Genomic DNA, 16,742 nt, shown 5'->3' with positions numbered 1-16,742 from the left:
CTTTCAAAGGAGGACGGCGGGGAGGAAGGCGGCGCCGCCGGCAGACGCATCGCCGCTCGTCCGCGGAGGGCTACTTCGGCGGCGACATGTCCATGCCGAACCACTTCTCGGTCAGGGCCTTGATGGCTCCGTCCTCATTGGCACTCGCGATCGCCTTGTCGAAAGCGGCCTTCAACTGCGGATCGGTCTTGCGGATGCCGATGCCGGCACCAGGCCCCCACGGGCCACCATTGAGCATGGGTCCGTAGAATTCGGCCACGTCGCCATCCTTGCTCTCAAGGAAGGTCTTTAGGACGAAGAAGTCCGCCAGCGTGCCGTCGACCCGGCCGGCAGCGACGTCCATGGTCATGTTCTCGTTGGTGTCGTAGCTGCGTATGGTCGCCACCTTGCCGAACAACTCGTTCACCACGACCTCGGAGTTGGACGACCGCAGCACGCCCAGAGTCCGCCCGCTCAGCGCGGTGCGCAGCGTGTCGATGGTCGCCTGCTTGGACGCGGCCATCTGGGTGAGGTTCAGCTTCGCCTTGGCATCGGTCGGCGGCAGGCCGAGACCCTTGCGCATCACGATCTGGTTGAAGCCCACCGCATAGGGCATGGAGAAATCGATCGTCTTCTTTCGTTTCTCGGTGATCGACATGCCGCCCATGATGGCGTCGTACTTGCCGACCGTGAGGGCGGGAATGATGCCGTCCCAGTCCTGCGCGACGAAGGTGCAGGTCGCGCCCATGCGGCGGCACAGCTCATAGCCGAGATCGACATCGAAACCGATCAGCTTGCCGGTGGAGTCGGTGGAGTTCCAGGGCGGCGAGGAGCCCTCGGTCGCAATGGTGACCTTCATCGGTTCCTGCGCGAAGGCGGGCGCCAGCCCCATCGTGGCGGCGAGGGCAAAGGGAAGGGCAAGGGCAAGCATGAGCTTTTGCATCTGTGTCTCCTCTGGAAAGGCATGCGGGGGCGTGCCGCCGAGCGCGCGGCGGTGGGTGTCGGTGGATGGTGGCAGCGACGGCGTAGCCGGTCAGAGTGCCTGCCGCAGCTTCAGCAGCCACGGACGGCGCGCCTTGTCCGGAGGCGCGCCCGAGAGATGAAGCTCGATGAGGTTGAACAGCCGCGAGGCCAGGAAAGTCAGGCCGAGATAGATCGCGCCAGCGGCGATGAAGACCTCGTAGGGCGCGAAGGTCTCCGACACCAGCTTTCGCGCCAGTCCGGTGATCTCCAGCAGCGTCACCGTGCTGGCGAGGGAGCTTGCCTTGATCATGCCGACCACTTCGTTGGCATAGGAGGGCAGCACGGTGCGGAAGGCGAGCGGGAACACGATCCGCAGGCTGATCTTGGTGGGCGACAGGCCGATTGCCTGCGCCGCCTCGACGAGGCCCGGCGGCACGGACTGGATGCCGCCCCGGAACACTTCGATCGTGTACGCCGCGCTGTTCAGCGAGAACGCCAGCAGCGCGCAATAGAACGGATCGCGGAACAGCAGCCACAGGAAGCTTTCGCGCACGAAAGCGAGCTGGCCGAGCCCGTAATAGATCAGGAACAGCTGCACCAGCAGCGGCGTGCCGCGAAAGACATAGGTGTAGGCGAGCACCGGCCACGACAGCCATGGCGAGCGCGAGGCCCGCATGAAGGCCAGCGGCACGGACAGTACGAAGCCGATGAGGAGCGACAGGATGGTCAGCTCCAGCGTCAGTACGACGCCGCCCAGCAGGGTCTGGATACTCTCGATGATGAGGGCGATATCCATGGCGTAACCCTCAATGCAGCGGGGCGAGCATGCGGCGCTCGACAAGGCGGAACGTCAGCAGCGAGACGCTGGTGAGCATCAGGTAGAGCGCCGACGCCGCGAGATAGAAGGTCAGCGGATCGCGCATCGACCCGGCACCGACGACCGCGACGCGCATAATGTCGGAGAGGCCGACGATCGAGATGAGCGACGTGTCCTTGAGCAGTGAAATCCAGAGATTGCAGAGGGCCGGAAGTGCGATCCGCGCCATCTGCGGCAGGATCACCAGCAGCCATGTCTGCCAGGGCGCCAAGCCGATCGACAGCGCAGCTTCGGTCTGTCCGCGTGGAATGGCCTGTATCGCACCCCGAAAAATCTCCGTGGCGTAGGCGCCGAACACCACCGTGAGGCTGAAGACCCCCGCCCAGAGCGCACTGACCTCGACATAGGAGCCGACCAGCGCGGTGAGCGCGGCGGTGCCCCCGAAATAGACCAGAAGAATGACCAGCAGCTCCGGCACGCCGCGCACGATGGTGGTGTAGGCATCCGCGATCATCCGCAGCACCCGGAAGCGCGACAGCTTCGCCGCCGCGCCGGCAAGCCCCACCAGCATGCCTAAAGTGCCGCTGATGGCCGCCACCAGCACCGTCGTCTCCAACCCGCGCAGGAACTGTTCCTGAAAACCGCCCATCTCCGCCTCCTCAGCAGGCCGGATCGAGAAAACGGCGCAGCCCCGCCGAGGCCGGCCGCGACAGCACCTCATCGGGAGGGCCCTCCTCCTCGATCCTCCCGCCCTGCATGAAGGCGACGCGGCTGGACACCTCGCGGGCGAAGGAAAGCTCGTGGGTGACGAGGATCATGGTCCGCCCTTCTTCCGCCAGCGCGCGGATCGTGCGCAGCACCTCGCCGGTCAGCTCCGGGTCGAGCGAGGAGGTCGGCTCGTCGAACAGCAGCACCTCCGGCTCCATGGCGAGCGCGCGGGCAATGGCGACGCGTTGCTGCTGGCCGCCGGACAGGTGGCGGGGATAATGGTCGCGCCGCTCGATCAGCCCAACCTTGCGCAGATAGTTTTCGGCACGCTCGGTGGCGGCCCGGCGCGTCAGTCCGCGCACATGGACCGGCCCTTCCGTGACGTTCTCCAGCGCGGTCTTGTGCGGCCAGAGATTGAAGCTCTGGAACACCATGCCGAGCGACGCCCGCACGCGACGCGCCTGCCGCGCATCGCCGATGCGCGCGCCGTTCTGGCCGATCGGCGGCCGGATATCGAGCTTCTCATCGCGGAACCAGATCTCGCCGCTGTCCGGCACTTCGAGCAGGTTGAGACAGCGCAGCAAGGTGCTCTTGCCCGAGCCGCTGGCACCCAGCACCGAGATGACCTCATGGGGATAGGCCGCGAGACTCACCCCACGCAGCACCGGGTGCGTCCCCAGCGTCTTGTGCACATTCTCGGCGCGCAGGGAGGCGGTCGCGGCCCCTCGCCCGTGACGCCCGTCTTCCGAATGAATGTCGATCGCTGTCTGCATCTTGGGTCCGGCCCGGGCATCGAGTTCGCTCACCTCAAGGATCGAGGCGGCCGGCACGAGGCCCGTGAGCAGCCGGCGTGGTCAGAAAACAACCCTGCCTATATCGGCGTCAATTTATAAGCTGAGAATAATTTCCATAAGTGCTGCTTATCAACCGTCGCCCAGCTCACAGCGCGCGCGTCTTGGAAATGCTGGACAGGCCTAAATCGCGCCCAGCAGAGCGCCGCCTTGTTGCGCTTTTTGCTTAAGTCACGATTATGCCTTCAATCGTCCCTCGCGAAAGTCGCAAACGTGCCGGATCAGCCCAGCGCCGACGTCAAACTGCGTCAGTTGCAAATCCTGCGGGAGGTTCTGCGGACCGGATCGGCCCGCTATGCCGCGCGGCTGTTGAAGGTCAGCCAGCCGGCCGTCAGCCAGCACATCAAGCAGCTGGAAGCGACGCTGGGCTTTCCGCTGTTCCTACGCGAGAAGAACCGGCTGATCCCCACCCATCAGGCATGGGAGCTGCTCCGCGACATCGAGGTCGCCTTTGCCAGCCTAGACAAGGTCGGCAAGTCGATTGCGGCTCTGAAGGGCGAAGAACCCACGGCGGTGGGGCTTGCGGCGCCGGGCATCTTTTGCTTCGAACTGCTCCCACGCGCACTTGGCGCCCTGCGCGCGCACTATCCCGGCTGCTCGGTGCGCCTGCATTCGGGCAGCTATCCGCAGACCGCCGAGCATGTCCTCAACGGGCGCGCCGATCTCGGCCTCTCCCGCCTCCCGCTCGACGGAAATGTGTTCGAGTGGCGCCCGGTCGCGACCGCCCGCAACGTCTGCCTGATCTATCCCGGACATCGCTTCGAGCAGAAGGACTTGGTGGTCGCGGAGGATCTGGTCTCCGAGGCGCTTATCGACATCGATCCGCAGTTCTCGGCCCATCAGATGAACGTCAACTCGCTGCGCTACATGGGCGTCGAGCCCAACATCGCCGTGGAGTTCGACGCAACCGGGCACGATGCCGGTTTTGTGGCCGCCGGCATCGGCGTGTCGGTCACCAATGAGGTCATCGCGCGAGAGTATCGCCGCTTCGGCCTGATCACGCGACCATTCGAGCCGAGCGCGGTCTATCATTACGTCGTGTTCTGGCGGCGCGGCTATAAGCTGAACGAGCGCCAGCAGTTTCTCGCGGACGAGTTGGCGCGCAGCTTTGCTGCTCCTCCGCCGCGGACGGGGTCAACGCAACGCACCGACCTCCCGCCCCGCCTCCTCCCGCAACAAGGCGAGGAAGGCGTCCGCCTCCCGCGAGGCGCCGCTGCGCCGGGTGAAGGCGCCGATGTGCCGGTGGAACGCCTCCTCCCCGAGGGAGAAGACCCGGATACGCTCTGACGCCGCACCAAGATCGGAATGGGGGATGAGCGCGACTCCCATGCCCTCGCTGACAAGCGCGATCATCGTATCGAGATAGTTGATCCAGATATTGTCGGCGACAACGGTGCCCGTCCGCTCCAGAAAGGCGTCGATCCGGCGACCACTGATGGTCGATCGGTCGTAGCGCAGCAGCGGCCGCCCCACCATCGCCTCGCGCCAGTCGGCGGCCTCCACCGCCGCCGGCGCGATGAGCACGAAGGGCTTCGTCAGCAAATGGTGCCACACGACGTTGCCGGGCAACTCACCGGAAGGCTGGATCATCACCGCCAAATCCAGCTCCTCGCGCTCGACCTGCCCGAGCAGGTCGTCCTCGCCGCGCATGGAGCGCAGGGTCACATTGGGGAATACCCGATGGAACGCCAGCATGCTGCGCGCGACGAGCCCGCTATGCAGCGAGGCGACTGTGCCCACGCGCAAGGTGGTGCGGATTTCGGAAACCGCATGGCGCCGGCGCATCTCCGCGACCAGCGACACGACCTGATCGGCCAGCGGCACCAGATCCTGCCCCTCGGCGTTCAGCGTCGCGGAGCGGCCCGTCCGGAAGAACAGGCGATAGCCGACAAAGCCCTCCAGCCGGCGGATCTGCTCGCTGACCGCCGACTGCGTGAGCCCGATGCGCTCGCCGGCCTCGGTGAAGGTGCCGTAGCGAACGGCCGCCAGGAAGGTCTCGATTTCGCGCAGCATCTTTGACGCCTCCCGTAGGACTATTCCGAGCATCGAAATTGTCGATGCTTAGCGACGGGATTATTCGTTTTCCGATCGCACTGCAACATGGTCTTCTTTCCCCATAACCAGAGGGAAAAACCATGTTTCATCGTATGTCCCGCCTCGCGGGAGGTCTGGTCGCGCTCGCCATGAGCCTTGGCCTCAACGCCGCCTCCGCGCAGGAATCCCGGCTCGATACCATCGTCAAGCGCGATAAGGTGATCGTCGCCGTCTCGTCCACGGCCCGACCGAACGGCTTCATCGACGAGAATGGCAAGCTGACCGGCTTCGAGGTCGAGGTCGCGCGGCTGATGGCCAAGGCGCTGCTCGGCGATCCCGACAAGATCGAGCTGATGACCACCACCGTCGATGGCCGCTTCCCCGCCGTGCTGTCCGGCAAGGCGGATTTCGGCATCTCCACCGCCACCATCTATCCCGACCGCGCGGTGCGCCTCGCCTTCACCCGGCCCTACATCGATTCCAGCACGCTGGTCGTGGTGCCCAAGGGCTCGCCGATCAAGACGCTGGCGGACCTCGACAATGAGAATGTGGTGTTCGGCTCGACCAACAGCGCGGCCATGGTCGACCGCGCCAAGAAATACGCCCCGAAGGCCAATGCCATCTTCTTCGACACCGACAGCGCAGCCGCGCTGGCGCTGAAGAGCGGCCGCTCGACCGCCTGGCAGGCGGATTCGGCGGCGGTCAATTTCTTCGTCGGGCACAATGGCGATGAATTCGTGGTGCTCGACGGCTCGCTCGGCACCATCAACAACAACGCCATCTTCATGAAGCCCGGCGACTTCCCGCTCTGGCTGGCGCTCGACACCATCGTGCGGGAATACGTCAACGGCTCGCGCTACGGCGAATATGCGGCGCTCTACAAGACGTGGTTCGGCAAGGAGCCGCCGCCGCAGCGGCCGTTCAACCAGAACTGACGGCCCGAGCGTCCGTCCATGAATCTCGCCTTCATCCTCAACAACGCACCCCTGCTGATGGAGGGGGCGGCGATGACCGTCGCCCTCGCCATCGGCGCCCTGCTCGGCGCCACGCTCGGCGGCGGTGTGGTGGCCTTCCTGCGCATGAGCCGCCATGCGCCGCTCCGCTATGTTGCCACCGGCTTCGTCGAGATCATGCGCAACACGCCCATCCTCGTGCAGATCTTCGTGCTGTATTTCGGCCTGCCGACGCTGGGCGTGCACATGTCGGCCTTCACTTCCGCCGTGCTGGCGATGTCGCTGCAGAACAGCGCCTATATCGGCGAGATCTACCGCGCGGGGCTGGTCTCGATCCATCCGCGCCAGCGGGAGGCGGCGCTGGCGCTGGGCATGATGCCCGGCATGGCGCTCAGGGTCATCCTGCTGCCGCAGGCACTTCGCCGTGTCCTGCCGCCGCTGGGCAACCAGTTGATCATCATCATCAAGGACACCTCGGTCGCCTCGACCATCGCGGTCGCCGAACTGACCCAGGCCAGCAAGCTGCTGCTGGATCGCAGCGCCGCGCCCTACGAGACCTTCCTGACGGTGGCCCTGATCTACCTCGCCATCAGCGCCGGCGTCGCCGGCGTGCTGAAGCTCGCCGAATGGCGCTATCCGGTGAGGGCCTCGTGATGACCACCGCCATGCTGATGTCCTCCGGGATGTACCTCGCGCAGGGCGCGCTGGTGACGATCGGCCTGTCACTGGGGATCATCGCCGTCGCCACCGTCGCCGGCATGCTGCTGGCCCTGCTCCGACTTTACAGCTGGAAGCCTCTTGGCCTCCTGGCCGCAGCCTATGGGCTGGTTGCGCGCGGCGTGCCGCTGCTGGTGCTTCTGATCGGTAGCTATTTCAGCCTGCCTTATCTGGGGCTCGACCTGCCGCTCTGGCTGGTCGTCGTGCTGGTTGGCGGCCTGTACTTCGGGGCCTATGTGGCGGAGGTGTTCCGGGCGGCACTGGCCGCGGTCCCGCGCACGCAGTGGGATGCTGGCCGGGCTCTGGGCATGCGGCGCGTCCAGCTGTTCACCATCGTGATCCTGCCGCAGGCGCGGCGTCTCAGCCTCCCGCCCTACCTGAACGTCGCTCTGGTCGCGGTGAAGAACACCTCTCTGGTGTCCGCCATCGGCGGCTGGGAACTGGTGGCTGCGGGTCGGGAAATCGGCGAGCGGACCATGGAGATACTCCCCGCCTATCTCGCCGTCGCCGCGTTCTATTTCGTGATCTGCTTCTCAATCTCGCAGATCGGGCGCCATGTCGAAAAGAAGATGCGCTATGTCTGATCTCACCTCCCCCGCCACCTCCGAGCCGCTGGTCGTCATCGACCGGGTGGGCAAGTCGTTTGGCGCTGTCGACGTCCTCAAAGAGGTCAGCCTCACCGTCGCCGCCGGGGACGTGCTCTCGCTCATCGGCCCCAGCGGCTCGGGCAAGACGACGCTGCTGCGTTGCGTGAACTACCTGGAAACCTATGAGCGGGGCCTGATCACCATCGCCGGCGAAACCGTCGGCATCGAGCCGCTGCCCGATGGCCGGCGCCGCCGCAAGTCGGATAGGCAGATCGCCGCGCTGCGGGCGCAGGTCGGCATGGTTTTCCAGCATTACAACCTGTTCCCGCATCTGGATGTGCTGGAGAACCTCACCGTGGCGCCGTGCCGCGTCCATGGCGAGGCGCCGGGTCCGGTGCGCGAGCGGGCGCTCGCACTGCTGGAGCAGGTGGGCCTTGCCGACAAGCGTCACCGCTATCCCTCCGAGCTTTCAGGCGGCCAGCAGCAGCGTGTGGCGATTGCCCGTGCGCTGACCATGCAGCCGCGCCTGCTTCTGCTCGACGAGGTGACCTCCGCCCTCGACCCGGAATTGGTGGGCGAGGTGCTCGATGTCATCACCTCGCTGGCCGCCGACGGCATCACGATGATGATCGTGACCCATGAAATGGCGTTCGCACGCGAGGTGTCGACCTCGGTCGCCTTCATGGCGGATGGCCGGCTGATCGAAAGCGGCGCGCCCGAGGCCATTTTCGAAGCGCCGGATCACGAACGTCTGCGCAGCTTCATGCAGCGCTACCGCGCGGGGAACCAGCTGTGACCGCGCCCTCATCCATCCGGGATTTCACGTCAATGTCCGCCCCCCTGCGCCCGACCTGGTGCGAAATCGATCTCGGCGCCGTCGCTCACAATGTGCGCCAGCTTCGCCACCTCATCGGGCCGGCGGTCGCGATCTATATGTGCCTGAAGGGCGACGCGAGCGGCTGCGGCGCCACGGAAGTCGCGCGGCGGGCCGAGGCGGAAGGCGTCGACGGCTTCGCCTTCGGCAACATCGACAGCGCCCTCGCCTGCCGCGCCGCCGGCGTCACACGCCCGATCCTGCTCTATCCCACCTGCCTGCCCGACAGCGCGCCCTTGCTGGAACAGGCAGAACTGATGCCCACGCTCTCCACGCTGGAGGACGTCGCGCTCTGGGATCGCGCGGCCCGCCACCGCCTGCCGGTTTTCCTGAAGATCGACGGCGGGGGCTTCCGGGCCGGCGCCTTCCCGCATGAGGCGGCGGCGATCGCGCGCGCGATCACCGAGAGCCGTCATCTTCGCCTGGCGGGGGTCTATGGCCACCCGATGACGAGCTACGGCTTCGAGGACGAGCCCTACACACTCGCCCAGCTGGAGGCGATCCAGCGGGCGCTTGCCGCCATCGAAGCGGAGGGCATCGACGTGCCGATCCGCATGGTCTCCAGCTCGGCGATCGTCCTCGGCCACCCGGAGGCGGATCTGAACGCGGTGGATCCGGGCCGGCTCGTCGTCGGCATGTCGTTCCAGTCGGTCGCCGAGCGGCAGGCGAGCTGGAGGCCTGCGCTGGTGGGATTGAAGAGCCGCCTTGTCATGGTGCGCGCGCTCGCGCCGACGGATGACATCATTCGGGCACCGTTTCTGACGCTCCGCCCGAACATGCGCCTCGGTCTCATCCCCTTCGGCTGGAGCGATGGCTTCCCGAGATCCATGCCGCAGAACGCAACAGTGCTGATCCGCGGAAAGCGGGTGTCGCTGCTCGGCCCCTCGCATTCAGAACTGCTGCGCGTGGACCTGACGGATGTGCCGGACGCGCAGGTCGGCGACGAGGTGGTCCTCCTTGGCCGTTCGGGCGATGTCGCCATCCAGCTTGAGGACCTGGCGGACCAGTGGCGGATGTCGACGCACGACCTGTTTCCCGCGATCGGAAAGACCCTGCCGCGCCGCTACATCGACTAACTCGACCTCTTAGAGCTCTCAGCCACAGTCCCGATGGCGTCCGGGCCGGGAACAGATGTGCCATTGCCCTGATGGCATTCAAGCCCCCCGCACCCGTGCTTCCGCATCGGCATCGGGAGCACTGCGCCAAGCAGTCAAGCCGACAGCATCGTGACGCTGCAATTGCATCAAGCGCGCAACATCCTTACGGATGCGCCGCAGCTCCGGCCACGGGAAATGTCGCCCTCTGCGCCCTCGGCTCCGACGGCGATCAGAACGTCGAGCTTCGCGGAGAGACCGCGCAGAGAGGAGGTATCCGCTGCAAAGAGCCTCACGATCAGACGCTCTTCGTCGGTGCACGCCGCCGCCTCCTCCTCTCGGGTGACGGAGTAGCCGATAGTGCCATCCGCCTCGTCCCAACGCTGCTGATGTGCGCGCAGCGCGGCAGCGACTTCTTCGCGCTGTGAGCAGAGCGACGGCAGATCCGCCGCAAGCTCATCGAACTGCCACAGCGAGCCGATGCGCATTGGTGACGGCAGCTGGGCTGCAGCAAGAACCACCTGCGGAAAACCGATCATCCGCGCAAGTTCGGACTCCAAGCGTTGCTGTTTCCGGCATAAAGCGAGCGTGCGCCGATGCGCGGTGCGCCAGGCTTTCCATGCAATAATAGCGGCATCTGTCGTGCCGCCATCACGCGGCGCGGCCGCAGACGAACTGTCAAAGGAAGCGCCGCCGACCGTCAGCAGGGCGGCGGAGAGAATGTCTCTCCGCGATGGCCGGGACAGAGTCGTGCTAATCTCAGAATCAGCCATGATCCGAGCTCCAGACAGCTTAGGTTGTGGTCAGGCCGTTCTGAGCGGGCCAACGCTCTGAACGGCCGCCTAAACGATAATCGTAACCTTGGTACGATAACTCTCGCGACGGCAGCCTTCAATGAATAATCGTATCACCGTTACGAAATGACGCCCATCCAGTCGAAAATGGCACGTGTGGCGCTCGGCTGGGGTACCCGCGACTTGGCGCAAAAGGCGAACGTTTCGCCTGACACCATCGCGCGTTTGGAGCGCGGTGAGCGTCTTCGGGCTGGTACGATGGAAACCATCCGTGCCGCCTTTGAGGCCGCCGGCATCGAGTTTATTCCGGAGAATGGGGGCGGCGTTGGCGTGCGCTTTCGGAAGCCCTCCGAGTCGAACTGACGGCGCCTTCGCCGACCCAGCGGGCCGACGGGGCCATCTTTACGACGGGCCGGCCGCCCGAATTAATCCTTGCGCTCCACCCAAGAACGCATAGCGTCTCACTGGAATCCAACGCAATCCATATAGCGCCTTGAAAGCGTTGGCCTATTTTTGGCTCCACCTATTCTGAAATAATACTTATCACATACATTTTAATACTATGCTGAAGGTATTTTTTTGCTAGATCGGGTACACTTCATTGGTTCGACGACGAGTTCAGATCGCTCGGACGCCTGCCACCTAGCTGGAAAGCGGACCCAGGGCCCGCTTGATGACACCCTCGCATCCCACTTGCTCGCGTCCCACTTGGGCGAAATCGGAGCACCAAATGTCCGATTTCCGGCATGGGGTGAATGGCCACTCCTGGCGCGTAGCGAAGGTCAACTCCTACCGCCGGCATGCAACACTGACCTCTTCTCGACCGGCTCTTACGGCATTAGCTTTATTGGGGCTGCTCCTCGGAAGGAGGATGCCATGCATGCCAATCAAGAGAGCCATCCACAGCACGAGCCTTGGAACGCCGGCCGGATCGTCGGCGCGAAGCCTCCCCTGAAGCCCAAGCACATATGGGCCTTGCGCACGCGGCTGCAGATTGCCGACCGGGTGCGCGACCTCGCCATGTTCGACCTAGCTATCGACAGCAAGCTGCGTGGCTGCGACCTGGTCACGCTCAAGGTCGGCGACGTATTCTCCGGCAACGGCATTCGCGCGAGATCGGTGGTCGTCCAGCACAAGACCGGCCAGCCGGTTCCCTTCGAAATCACCGAACCGACGAAGGATGCTCTCGCTGCTTGGCTTGCCGTGCGGCGAGCAAAGGGAAGCGACTGGCTTTGGCCGAGCCGCAGCCACAGCGGAGGACACGTAACCACCAGGCAGTACGGACGTCTCGTCGACCAATGGGTCGGCCTGATCGGCTTTAACCCTGCGGATTACGGGACGCACAGCCTGCGGCGAACAAAAGTCTCCATCCTTTACAAGCGGACCGGAAATCTGCGTGCCTGCCAACTCCTGCTCGGTCACACGAAGCTCGAAAGCACCGTGCGATATCTCGGGATCGAGGTGGATGACGCCTTGAGCCTATCGGAGCAGACCGAGATCTAACGTTTGGCACTGGCAAATCTCGAAATTGCCAGTGCCGCTGGCCCCTACCTGACCGGTTTTCGCCTAGTCGATGCGGCGAACTACGCGACAGTCTCGCTTTGCTGGGCTTGCACCGACCACTCGGCGAAACTCGGGGTCGGCATGTCGAACCGATCGCGGATCGTTGAACATGTGCTGCCACCAAGCCGAGCGATGGCGTCGAGCCGAGCCGGATCAATGCGTAGGCGCTCAGTGTCCACAACATCCGAGCGGTAGTGCGCATAGACAATCTCGCCGAGAATGATCTGGCGGGACTTGCCCAGTTCCAGCGTGAGATGCCGACGGCACTCAAAGGCCGCTGGCGCCTCCCTGATCCAGGGCGAGGCCACCTTCACGCCCGGGACGGCGGTGAAACCTGCTGCGGCAAGTTCATCCATGTCCGGCGGGAAATCCGCCGCGCACAGATGCATGCCCTCGGCGATGGTGTGCGAAACGATGTTGACCGTGAACACTTCGGTGAGCCGGATGTTCAGCGCCGTGTCCTTGAACGACATGTCGGCATGGTTCTCAACCCCCAGCGCCACGATCGGCGGATCGGCCGAGAGGCAGTTGAAGAAGCTGAACGGCGCCGCATTCACCCGGCCTTTTGGGTCAACTGTGGTCACCAGCGCGATCGGGCGCGGCACGATGGTGCCGATCATCAGCTTGTAGCGCTCGCGCTCGCCAAGCTCGCGGAAGTCAAAGGCGACGGAATCGGTGTCGGGTTCGTGGTGCAGGCTCATGCCTCAAGCCCTTTGATCCGCGCGGCATAGGGCGCGAGAACGTCGCGAATGTCGCGTTCCGCCTTCTGCTGGAGCAGGGCGCGGCTAGCGACGGCTTCGAGATGATGGTCCATGAGTTCGACGGCCCGCGCGCCATTGCCCACGATCAGCGCGTCGACGATCTCGCCATGCTCGCTCACACCGCAATCCGACGAGTGCGGTCGGCCATACATGGCGAGGATGAGCGAGCAGCGCGACACCACTTCGGTGACATAGCGCACCAGCACATGATTGCCGGTCAGTCGTGCGAGAAGCAGATGGAACTCGCCGGCTAGGCGGATGGATTCCACCTCGTTATGGCCGGACACTTCACGTTCGCGGGCCACGTGGTTGCGCAGCACCGCGATCTCGTCAGCCTTCAGCTTGCCCGACAAGCATTCGGTCACGATCCGCTCAAGGCCTCGGCGGACGACGAACACATCGCGCCCCTCATCGAGGCTGGGATTGGCGACGAAGGCGCCCCGATTTTGTTTCAACTCGACCAGTCCTTCCACGGCGAGCCGCCCGAGCGCCTCGCGCGCAATGGTGCGGCTGGTACCGAAGGCGTCGCCGATGGCGTCCTCCGGGAGCTTGGCCCCCGGCTGGAGGCGCTGCTCGATAATGGCTTGGCGAAGCGCGTCCTGAACCGCCTCGGTGCGGGAGATCGCCCCGTTTTCGCCGGCGGCAGGAGGACCTTTCCCCTTCGCGGTCGGGTCGTTGACCGAGCGCGAGGCGCCCTTCTTTACGCGCGTGATGTTCATGCGAGTGCTCTGTGTTTCGTATGCACTGAATCAGCCAGCCGAGGCGGTGGCAGCCTTACGCGCTTTCACCCAGCTGTCGAGGATGGCGACCGCCTCACCTTCCATCGCCTGTTGCGAGGGCATGGCGCGGTCCTCGACGAGGGCGCCGGCTTCTGCACGCAATCGGTCGACATCGATCGGATGGCGCTCTCGGCGGTTCAGCGAGGCAAAGGCGACGCCGGCCTGATTCATCGATGCGGCGTAATAAAGCTTGGAGATGCCCGCGACTTCCATGGTCGCCACGCACATCGCGCAGGGCTCGCACGATGTGTAGAGCTCGCAACCGGTGAGATCGACGCATTCCAGCCGCCGGCAGGCATCGCGGATCGCCTCCACCTCGCCATGCGAGGTCGGGTCGTAATGGGCGAGCGAGTGGTTCAGCCCCTCGCCGACAATGGCATCGTCTTTGACGATCACGCAGCCGAACGGCTCGGTGCCCGGCGTGTCGAGCGCCTGCCGCGATATTTCGATGGCGCGGCGCATGAAGTTCTCTCGGTACATAGTTTCCTCCTTGAATGTGGTCAGGCGGCTTGCGGCAGCAGCCAGGCGTGTTCAGGGTTCCAGCTCAGCTTGACCTTACGGCCCGGCACGAGGTTCAGCGCCTCGATCTCGTGCTGTTGCTTCTGCACGCGGAATTCCGCACCGCCCTCGATTTCGACGAACACGGTCTGGGTCGAGCCGACGAATTCCAGCCCGAGAACGGTGCCGGAGAGGCCTTCGCCATCGGCCTCAGGCTTGAGCGCGATGCGGTCGGCGGCGATCACGAAATCGCCCTTGCTGCCCTGCGGGCGCGGTGTCGCCGACGGCACGCGGAAGTCGCCGAGCGCGCCGGCAATATCGAGCACGCCGTCGCGTGTGCTGCGCACTTCGCCGCGTACCAGATTGTTCATCCCCATGAACTCCGCGACGAAGGCGTTGGCCGGCGCGCGGTAGACATCCTGCGGGCGGCCGACCTGCTGAATGTGCCCCTCGCTCATGATGACGATACGGTCGGCCAGCGCAAAGGCTTCGGACTGGGCATGCGTCACATAGACGAAGGTGATGCCGAGTTCGCGGTGCAGGCGCGACAGCTCGGTCTGCATCCGCACCCGCAGATGTGCGTCGAGCGCCGAAAGCGGCTCATCGAGCAGCAGCACGGAAGGTTCGGTCACCAGCGCCCGGGCGATCGCCACGCGCTGGCGCTGGCCGCCGGAAAGCTGGGCAATGTTGCGCTCGGCCATGCTGGCGAGGCCCAGCCGGTCCAGCCATTCGAGCGAACGCTTGCGCCGCTCTGCCGCGCCGACCTTCTGCATGCGTAGGGGAAAGGCGACATTCTCGGCGACGGTGAGAAACGGGAACAGCGCGAGGCTCTGCCACACCATCGGCGTGTTGCGCTGGAAGGCCGGCACGCCGCGCATGCTGTCGCCGCCGATGCGGATCTCGCCGCCGGTCGGCTCGTCGAGCCCGGCGATCAGCCGTAGCGTCGTCGACTTGCCGCAGCCGGAAGGACCCATGATGGCGATGAACTCGCCGGCATCGATGTCGAGATTGATCGACTTGACGGCATGGTGGTCGGGATAGCGCTTGTCGAGCTGATCGAGCGCGATGAACGGGGTCTTCATGTCACTCTCCTTCGGGTTTGGGGCGACGTCCGGCGCGCACGCCGGTGAAGCGCTGGGCGATCAGCACCAGCGCCACGCTGATCACCAGCACCACGGTGCCGATGGCATTGATCTTCGGGTTCACCTGCCCCTGCAGGAGGTTGAGGATGCGAACCGGCAGTGTCTCGTGCACGCCGCCGACGAACCAGGCGATCAGGAATTCGTCGAACGACACCGCCGCCGACAGGAAGAACGAGGCGACCAGCGCCGGCTTGCAGAAGGGCAGCACGACATGGATCAGCGCGGCTGCCGGCGAGGCGCCAAGGTTCCACGCCGCCGGCTCCAGATCGCGACTGAGATCGTTCAGCCGCAGCCGGATGATCGCCATGGCGAAAGAGGTGGCGATAGCGACATGGCACGCCATAACCGTCTCCAGCCGACCGAACAGGCCGATGCGGGAGAGAAAGGCCAGCATCGCCATGCCGAGGATGGTCGCCGGAACCGCGGGCGGCACCGCCACCAGCAGCACGAAGGGCAGCTTGAGGCGGAAGCGATAGCGGAAGTCGATATAGGCCGCCGCAAAGCCGAGCAGGGTCGACAGCATCGCCGTGCCGAGCCCGACCAGCACGCTGTTGAGGAACGCATCGCGGATCATCGCATCGTCGAGAATCGCGCGGTGCCATTCCAGGCTGAAACCGCCCCACGGAATGGTCGGGAAGCGGTTGGCGTCGAAGGAGAACACCACGATGACCAGCATCGGCGTGGCGATGAAGCCGAACAGCAGGCCGAGAAAGCCGTATTGGGCGAGGCGCGACAGGCGGGTGGCAAGGCTCGTGTTCATCGCGTCGCCTCCTTTCGTGCCGCGCGGCCGCGCGACAGGAACTGGCCGAGGCCCAGCACCAGCGCCAGCATCACCAGCATGGAGACCCCGATCACCGAGGCGCGCGGCCATTGCGAACCGGATTTCACGGTGTCGACGATGAGGATGGAGAGCGTCGGCGGTTTGGAGCCGGTCATGAATAGCGGGCTGATATAGTCGCCGAACGCCAGCAGAAAGCTGGTGGTAGCCGTCAGCGCGATGGCCGGGCGCAGCGAGGGGATGATCACATGAGCGATCACCCGCGCGCGGCGGCAGCCGAGATTTTCCGCCGCCTCGATCAGCGTCCGGTCGATGCCGGCCATGGCGAAGACGAGGGTCAGTACCGCGATCGGCAAGGTCAGCGTGAGCAGTCCGACCTGTAGCGAGAACGCCCCGCCCAGCAGCGGCAGCGGCCCGATGCCGATCGAACCTAACAGCGCATTGGTGATGCCCTCCGGGCTCAGCACGATCTGCCAAGCATAGATGCGCAGCATGTAGCTGGAGAACACCGGCACCACGAGGAAGGCGACCGCAAGATCGCGCGCCCTCGTGCTCAAGCGGAACGCGATGGTGTAGGCGGCGGGAAAGGCGATGGCGACGGCGAGCACCGTCGTCGTGCCTGCCACCGTAAAGGTGTGCACCAGCGCACGCTGGAACGTCGTCGAGAACAGGATGCGCGTCCAGTTATCCAGCACGAAGGCCGGTTCCAGCCGGAACGACTTCACCTGCCAGAAGGTGACGACGACAAGAAAGATCAGCGGCGCCGCAAAGAACACCGCCTGCCAGAGTACCACGGGAATGCCGAGCACGGCGGGCAGCACTCTGGGAGAGCCTGCCATGCGTGGCCTCG

At 65.0% G+C, this 16,742-nt stretch carries 19 protein-coding genes and 1 pseudogene; 8 read left to right on the top strand and 12 right to left on the bottom strand.

The genetic code is table 11. The annotated features are described in order from the left end of the window. Positions 1-70 precede the first annotated feature (70 nt). The 4 genes from MKI84_RS05270 to MKI84_RS05255 all read right to left on the bottom strand — a co-directional run bounded on the left by MKI84_RS05270 (position 71) and on the right by MKI84_RS05255 (position 3,240). Complete coding sequence (locus MKI84_RS05270; RefSeq protein ID WP_425353793.1) at positions 71-922, bottom strand: transporter substrate-binding domain-containing protein; 852 nt, start codon at positions 920-922, stop codon at positions 71-73. Between the two features lie 90 nt (positions 923-1,012). Then, positions 1,013-1,738, bottom strand: coding sequence for an ABC transporter permease (locus tag MKI84_RS05265; protein WP_241617141.1), 726 nt, complete (start codon positions 1,736-1,738; stop codon positions 1,013-1,015). 10 nt (positions 1,739-1,748) lie between these two features. Then, on the bottom strand, positions 1,749-2,408 hold the full coding sequence (locus MKI84_RS05260) for an ABC transporter permease (RefSeq protein ID WP_241617139.1): 660 nt from the start codon (positions 2,406-2,408) through the stop codon (positions 1,749-1,751). Positions 2,409-2,418: 10 nt separating this feature from the next. Then, the gene (locus tag MKI84_RS05255) at positions 2,419-3,240 is read right to left on the bottom strand and encodes an ATP-binding cassette domain-containing protein (protein ID WP_241617138.1); all 822 of its coding nucleotides are present in this window, start codon (positions 3,238-3,240) and stop codon (positions 2,419-2,421) included. A gap of 291 nt (positions 3,241-3,531) precedes the next feature. On the opposite strand from MKI84_RS05255, the pseudogene MKI84_RS05250 reads away from it, so the two are divergent. Next, positions 3,532-4,413 (top strand): annotated as a pseudogene (locus tag MKI84_RS05250) (LysR family transcriptional regulator); the annotation flags it as partial. 39 nt (positions 4,414-4,452) lie between these two features. On the opposite strand, the gene MKI84_RS05245 reads toward MKI84_RS05250, so the two are convergent. After that, the gene (locus MKI84_RS05245; protein WP_241617135.1) at positions 4,453-5,331 is read right to left on the bottom strand and encodes a LysR family transcriptional regulator; all 879 of its coding nucleotides are present in this window, start codon (positions 5,329-5,331) and stop codon (positions 4,453-4,455) included. A 122-nt stretch (positions 5,332-5,453) separates the two neighbouring features. On the opposite strand from MKI84_RS05245, the gene MKI84_RS05240 reads away from it, so the two are divergent. From MKI84_RS05240 to alr, 5 genes are read left to right on the top strand one after another with little or no spacing between them, the layout of a single operon-like run. Further along, positions 5,454-6,287, top strand: coding sequence for a substrate-binding periplasmic protein (locus MKI84_RS05240; RefSeq protein ID WP_241617132.1), 834 nt, complete (start codon positions 5,454-5,456; stop codon positions 6,285-6,287). Positions 6,288-6,305: 18 nt separating this feature from the next. Further along, positions 6,306-6,959: an amino acid ABC transporter permease gene (locus MKI84_RS05235; protein WP_241617130.1), complete on the top strand. Its 654-nt coding sequence runs from the start codon at positions 6,306-6,308 to the stop codon at positions 6,957-6,959. Further along, positions 6,932-7,606 (top strand): amino acid ABC transporter permease, encoded by a 675-nt coding sequence (locus MKI84_RS05230; RefSeq protein WP_241617128.1) that lies wholly within the window; start codon positions 6,932-6,934, stop codon positions 7,604-7,606. Before MKI84_RS05235 ends, MKI84_RS05230 begins: the two co-directional genes overlap by 28 nt. Then, positions 7,599-8,405, top strand: a complete 807-nt coding sequence (locus MKI84_RS05225; RefSeq protein WP_241617126.1) for an amino acid ABC transporter ATP-binding protein — start codon at positions 7,599-7,601, stop codon at positions 8,403-8,405. Before MKI84_RS05230 ends, MKI84_RS05225 begins: the two co-directional genes overlap by 8 nt. A gap of 32 nt (positions 8,406-8,437) precedes the next feature. Beyond that, a complete protein-coding gene (gene alr, locus MKI84_RS05220; RefSeq protein WP_241617124.1) occupies positions 8,438-9,559 on the top strand; it encodes an alanine racemase in 1,122 nt (373 codons plus the stop codon). A 167-nt stretch (positions 9,560-9,726) separates the two neighbouring features. Here alr and MKI84_RS05215 read toward each other — a convergent pair whose 3' ends face one another. Next, complete coding sequence (locus tag MKI84_RS05215) at positions 9,727-10,350, bottom strand: hypothetical protein (protein WP_241617121.1); 624 nt, start codon at positions 10,348-10,350, stop codon at positions 9,727-9,729. 147 nt (positions 10,351-10,497) lie between these two features. On the opposite strand from MKI84_RS05215, the gene MKI84_RS05210 reads away from it, so the two are divergent. Together MKI84_RS05210 and MKI84_RS05205 are read left to right on the top strand one after the other, a co-directional pair. Then, on the top strand, positions 10,498-10,734 hold the full coding sequence (locus MKI84_RS05210; protein WP_241617120.1) for a helix-turn-helix domain-containing protein: 237 nt from the start codon (positions 10,498-10,500) through the stop codon (positions 10,732-10,734). A gap of 513 nt (positions 10,735-11,247) precedes the next feature. Further along, positions 11,248-11,874, top strand: coding sequence for a tyrosine-type recombinase/integrase (locus MKI84_RS05205; RefSeq protein WP_241617118.1), 627 nt, complete (start codon positions 11,248-11,250; stop codon positions 11,872-11,874). A gap of 80 nt (positions 11,875-11,954) precedes the next feature. Here MKI84_RS05205 and MKI84_RS05200 read toward each other — a convergent pair whose 3' ends face one another. From MKI84_RS05200 to MKI84_RS05175, 6 genes are read right to left on the bottom strand one after another with little or no spacing between them, the layout of a single operon-like run. Then, positions 11,955-12,635 carry a flavin reductase family protein gene (locus tag MKI84_RS05200; protein WP_241617116.1) on the bottom strand — a complete coding sequence of 227 codons (681 nt, stop codon included), beginning with the start codon at positions 12,633-12,635 and terminating at the stop codon, positions 11,955-11,957. After that, positions 12,632-13,414, bottom strand: coding sequence for a GntR family transcriptional regulator (locus MKI84_RS05195; protein WP_241617113.1), 783 nt, complete (start codon positions 13,412-13,414; stop codon positions 12,632-12,634). The genes MKI84_RS05200 and MKI84_RS05195 overlap by 4 nt, the downstream gene beginning before the upstream one ends. Before the next feature lie 30 nt (positions 13,415-13,444). Beyond that, positions 13,445-13,954: a nucleoside deaminase gene (locus MKI84_RS05190; protein WP_241617111.1), complete on the bottom strand. Its 510-nt coding sequence runs from the start codon at positions 13,952-13,954 to the stop codon at positions 13,445-13,447. A gap of 20 nt (positions 13,955-13,974) precedes the next feature. Beyond that, on the bottom strand, positions 13,975-15,054 hold the full coding sequence (locus MKI84_RS05185; RefSeq protein WP_241617109.1) for an ABC transporter ATP-binding protein: 1,080 nt from the start codon (positions 15,052-15,054) through the stop codon (positions 13,975-13,977). Position 15,055: 1 nt separating this feature from the next. After that, positions 15,056-15,874 (bottom strand): ABC transporter permease, encoded by an 819-nt coding sequence (locus MKI84_RS05180; protein WP_241617107.1) that lies wholly within the window; start codon positions 15,872-15,874, stop codon positions 15,056-15,058. Then, the gene (locus MKI84_RS05175; RefSeq protein ID WP_241617105.1) at positions 15,871-16,731 is read right to left on the bottom strand and encodes an ABC transporter permease; all 861 of its coding nucleotides are present in this window, start codon (positions 16,729-16,731) and stop codon (positions 15,871-15,873) included. The genes MKI84_RS05180 and MKI84_RS05175 overlap by 4 nt, the downstream gene beginning before the upstream one ends. Positions 16,732-16,742 lie beyond the last annotated feature (11 nt).

It is taken from the genome of Ancylobacter gelatini, from assembly GCF_022601675.1.
In the GTDB taxonomy this organism is placed as follows: Bacteria; Pseudomonadota; Alphaproteobacteria; order Rhizobiales; family Xanthobacteraceae; genus Ancylobacter; species Ancylobacter gelatini.
This window is presented reverse-complemented; position numbering and strand designations above follow the sequence as displayed.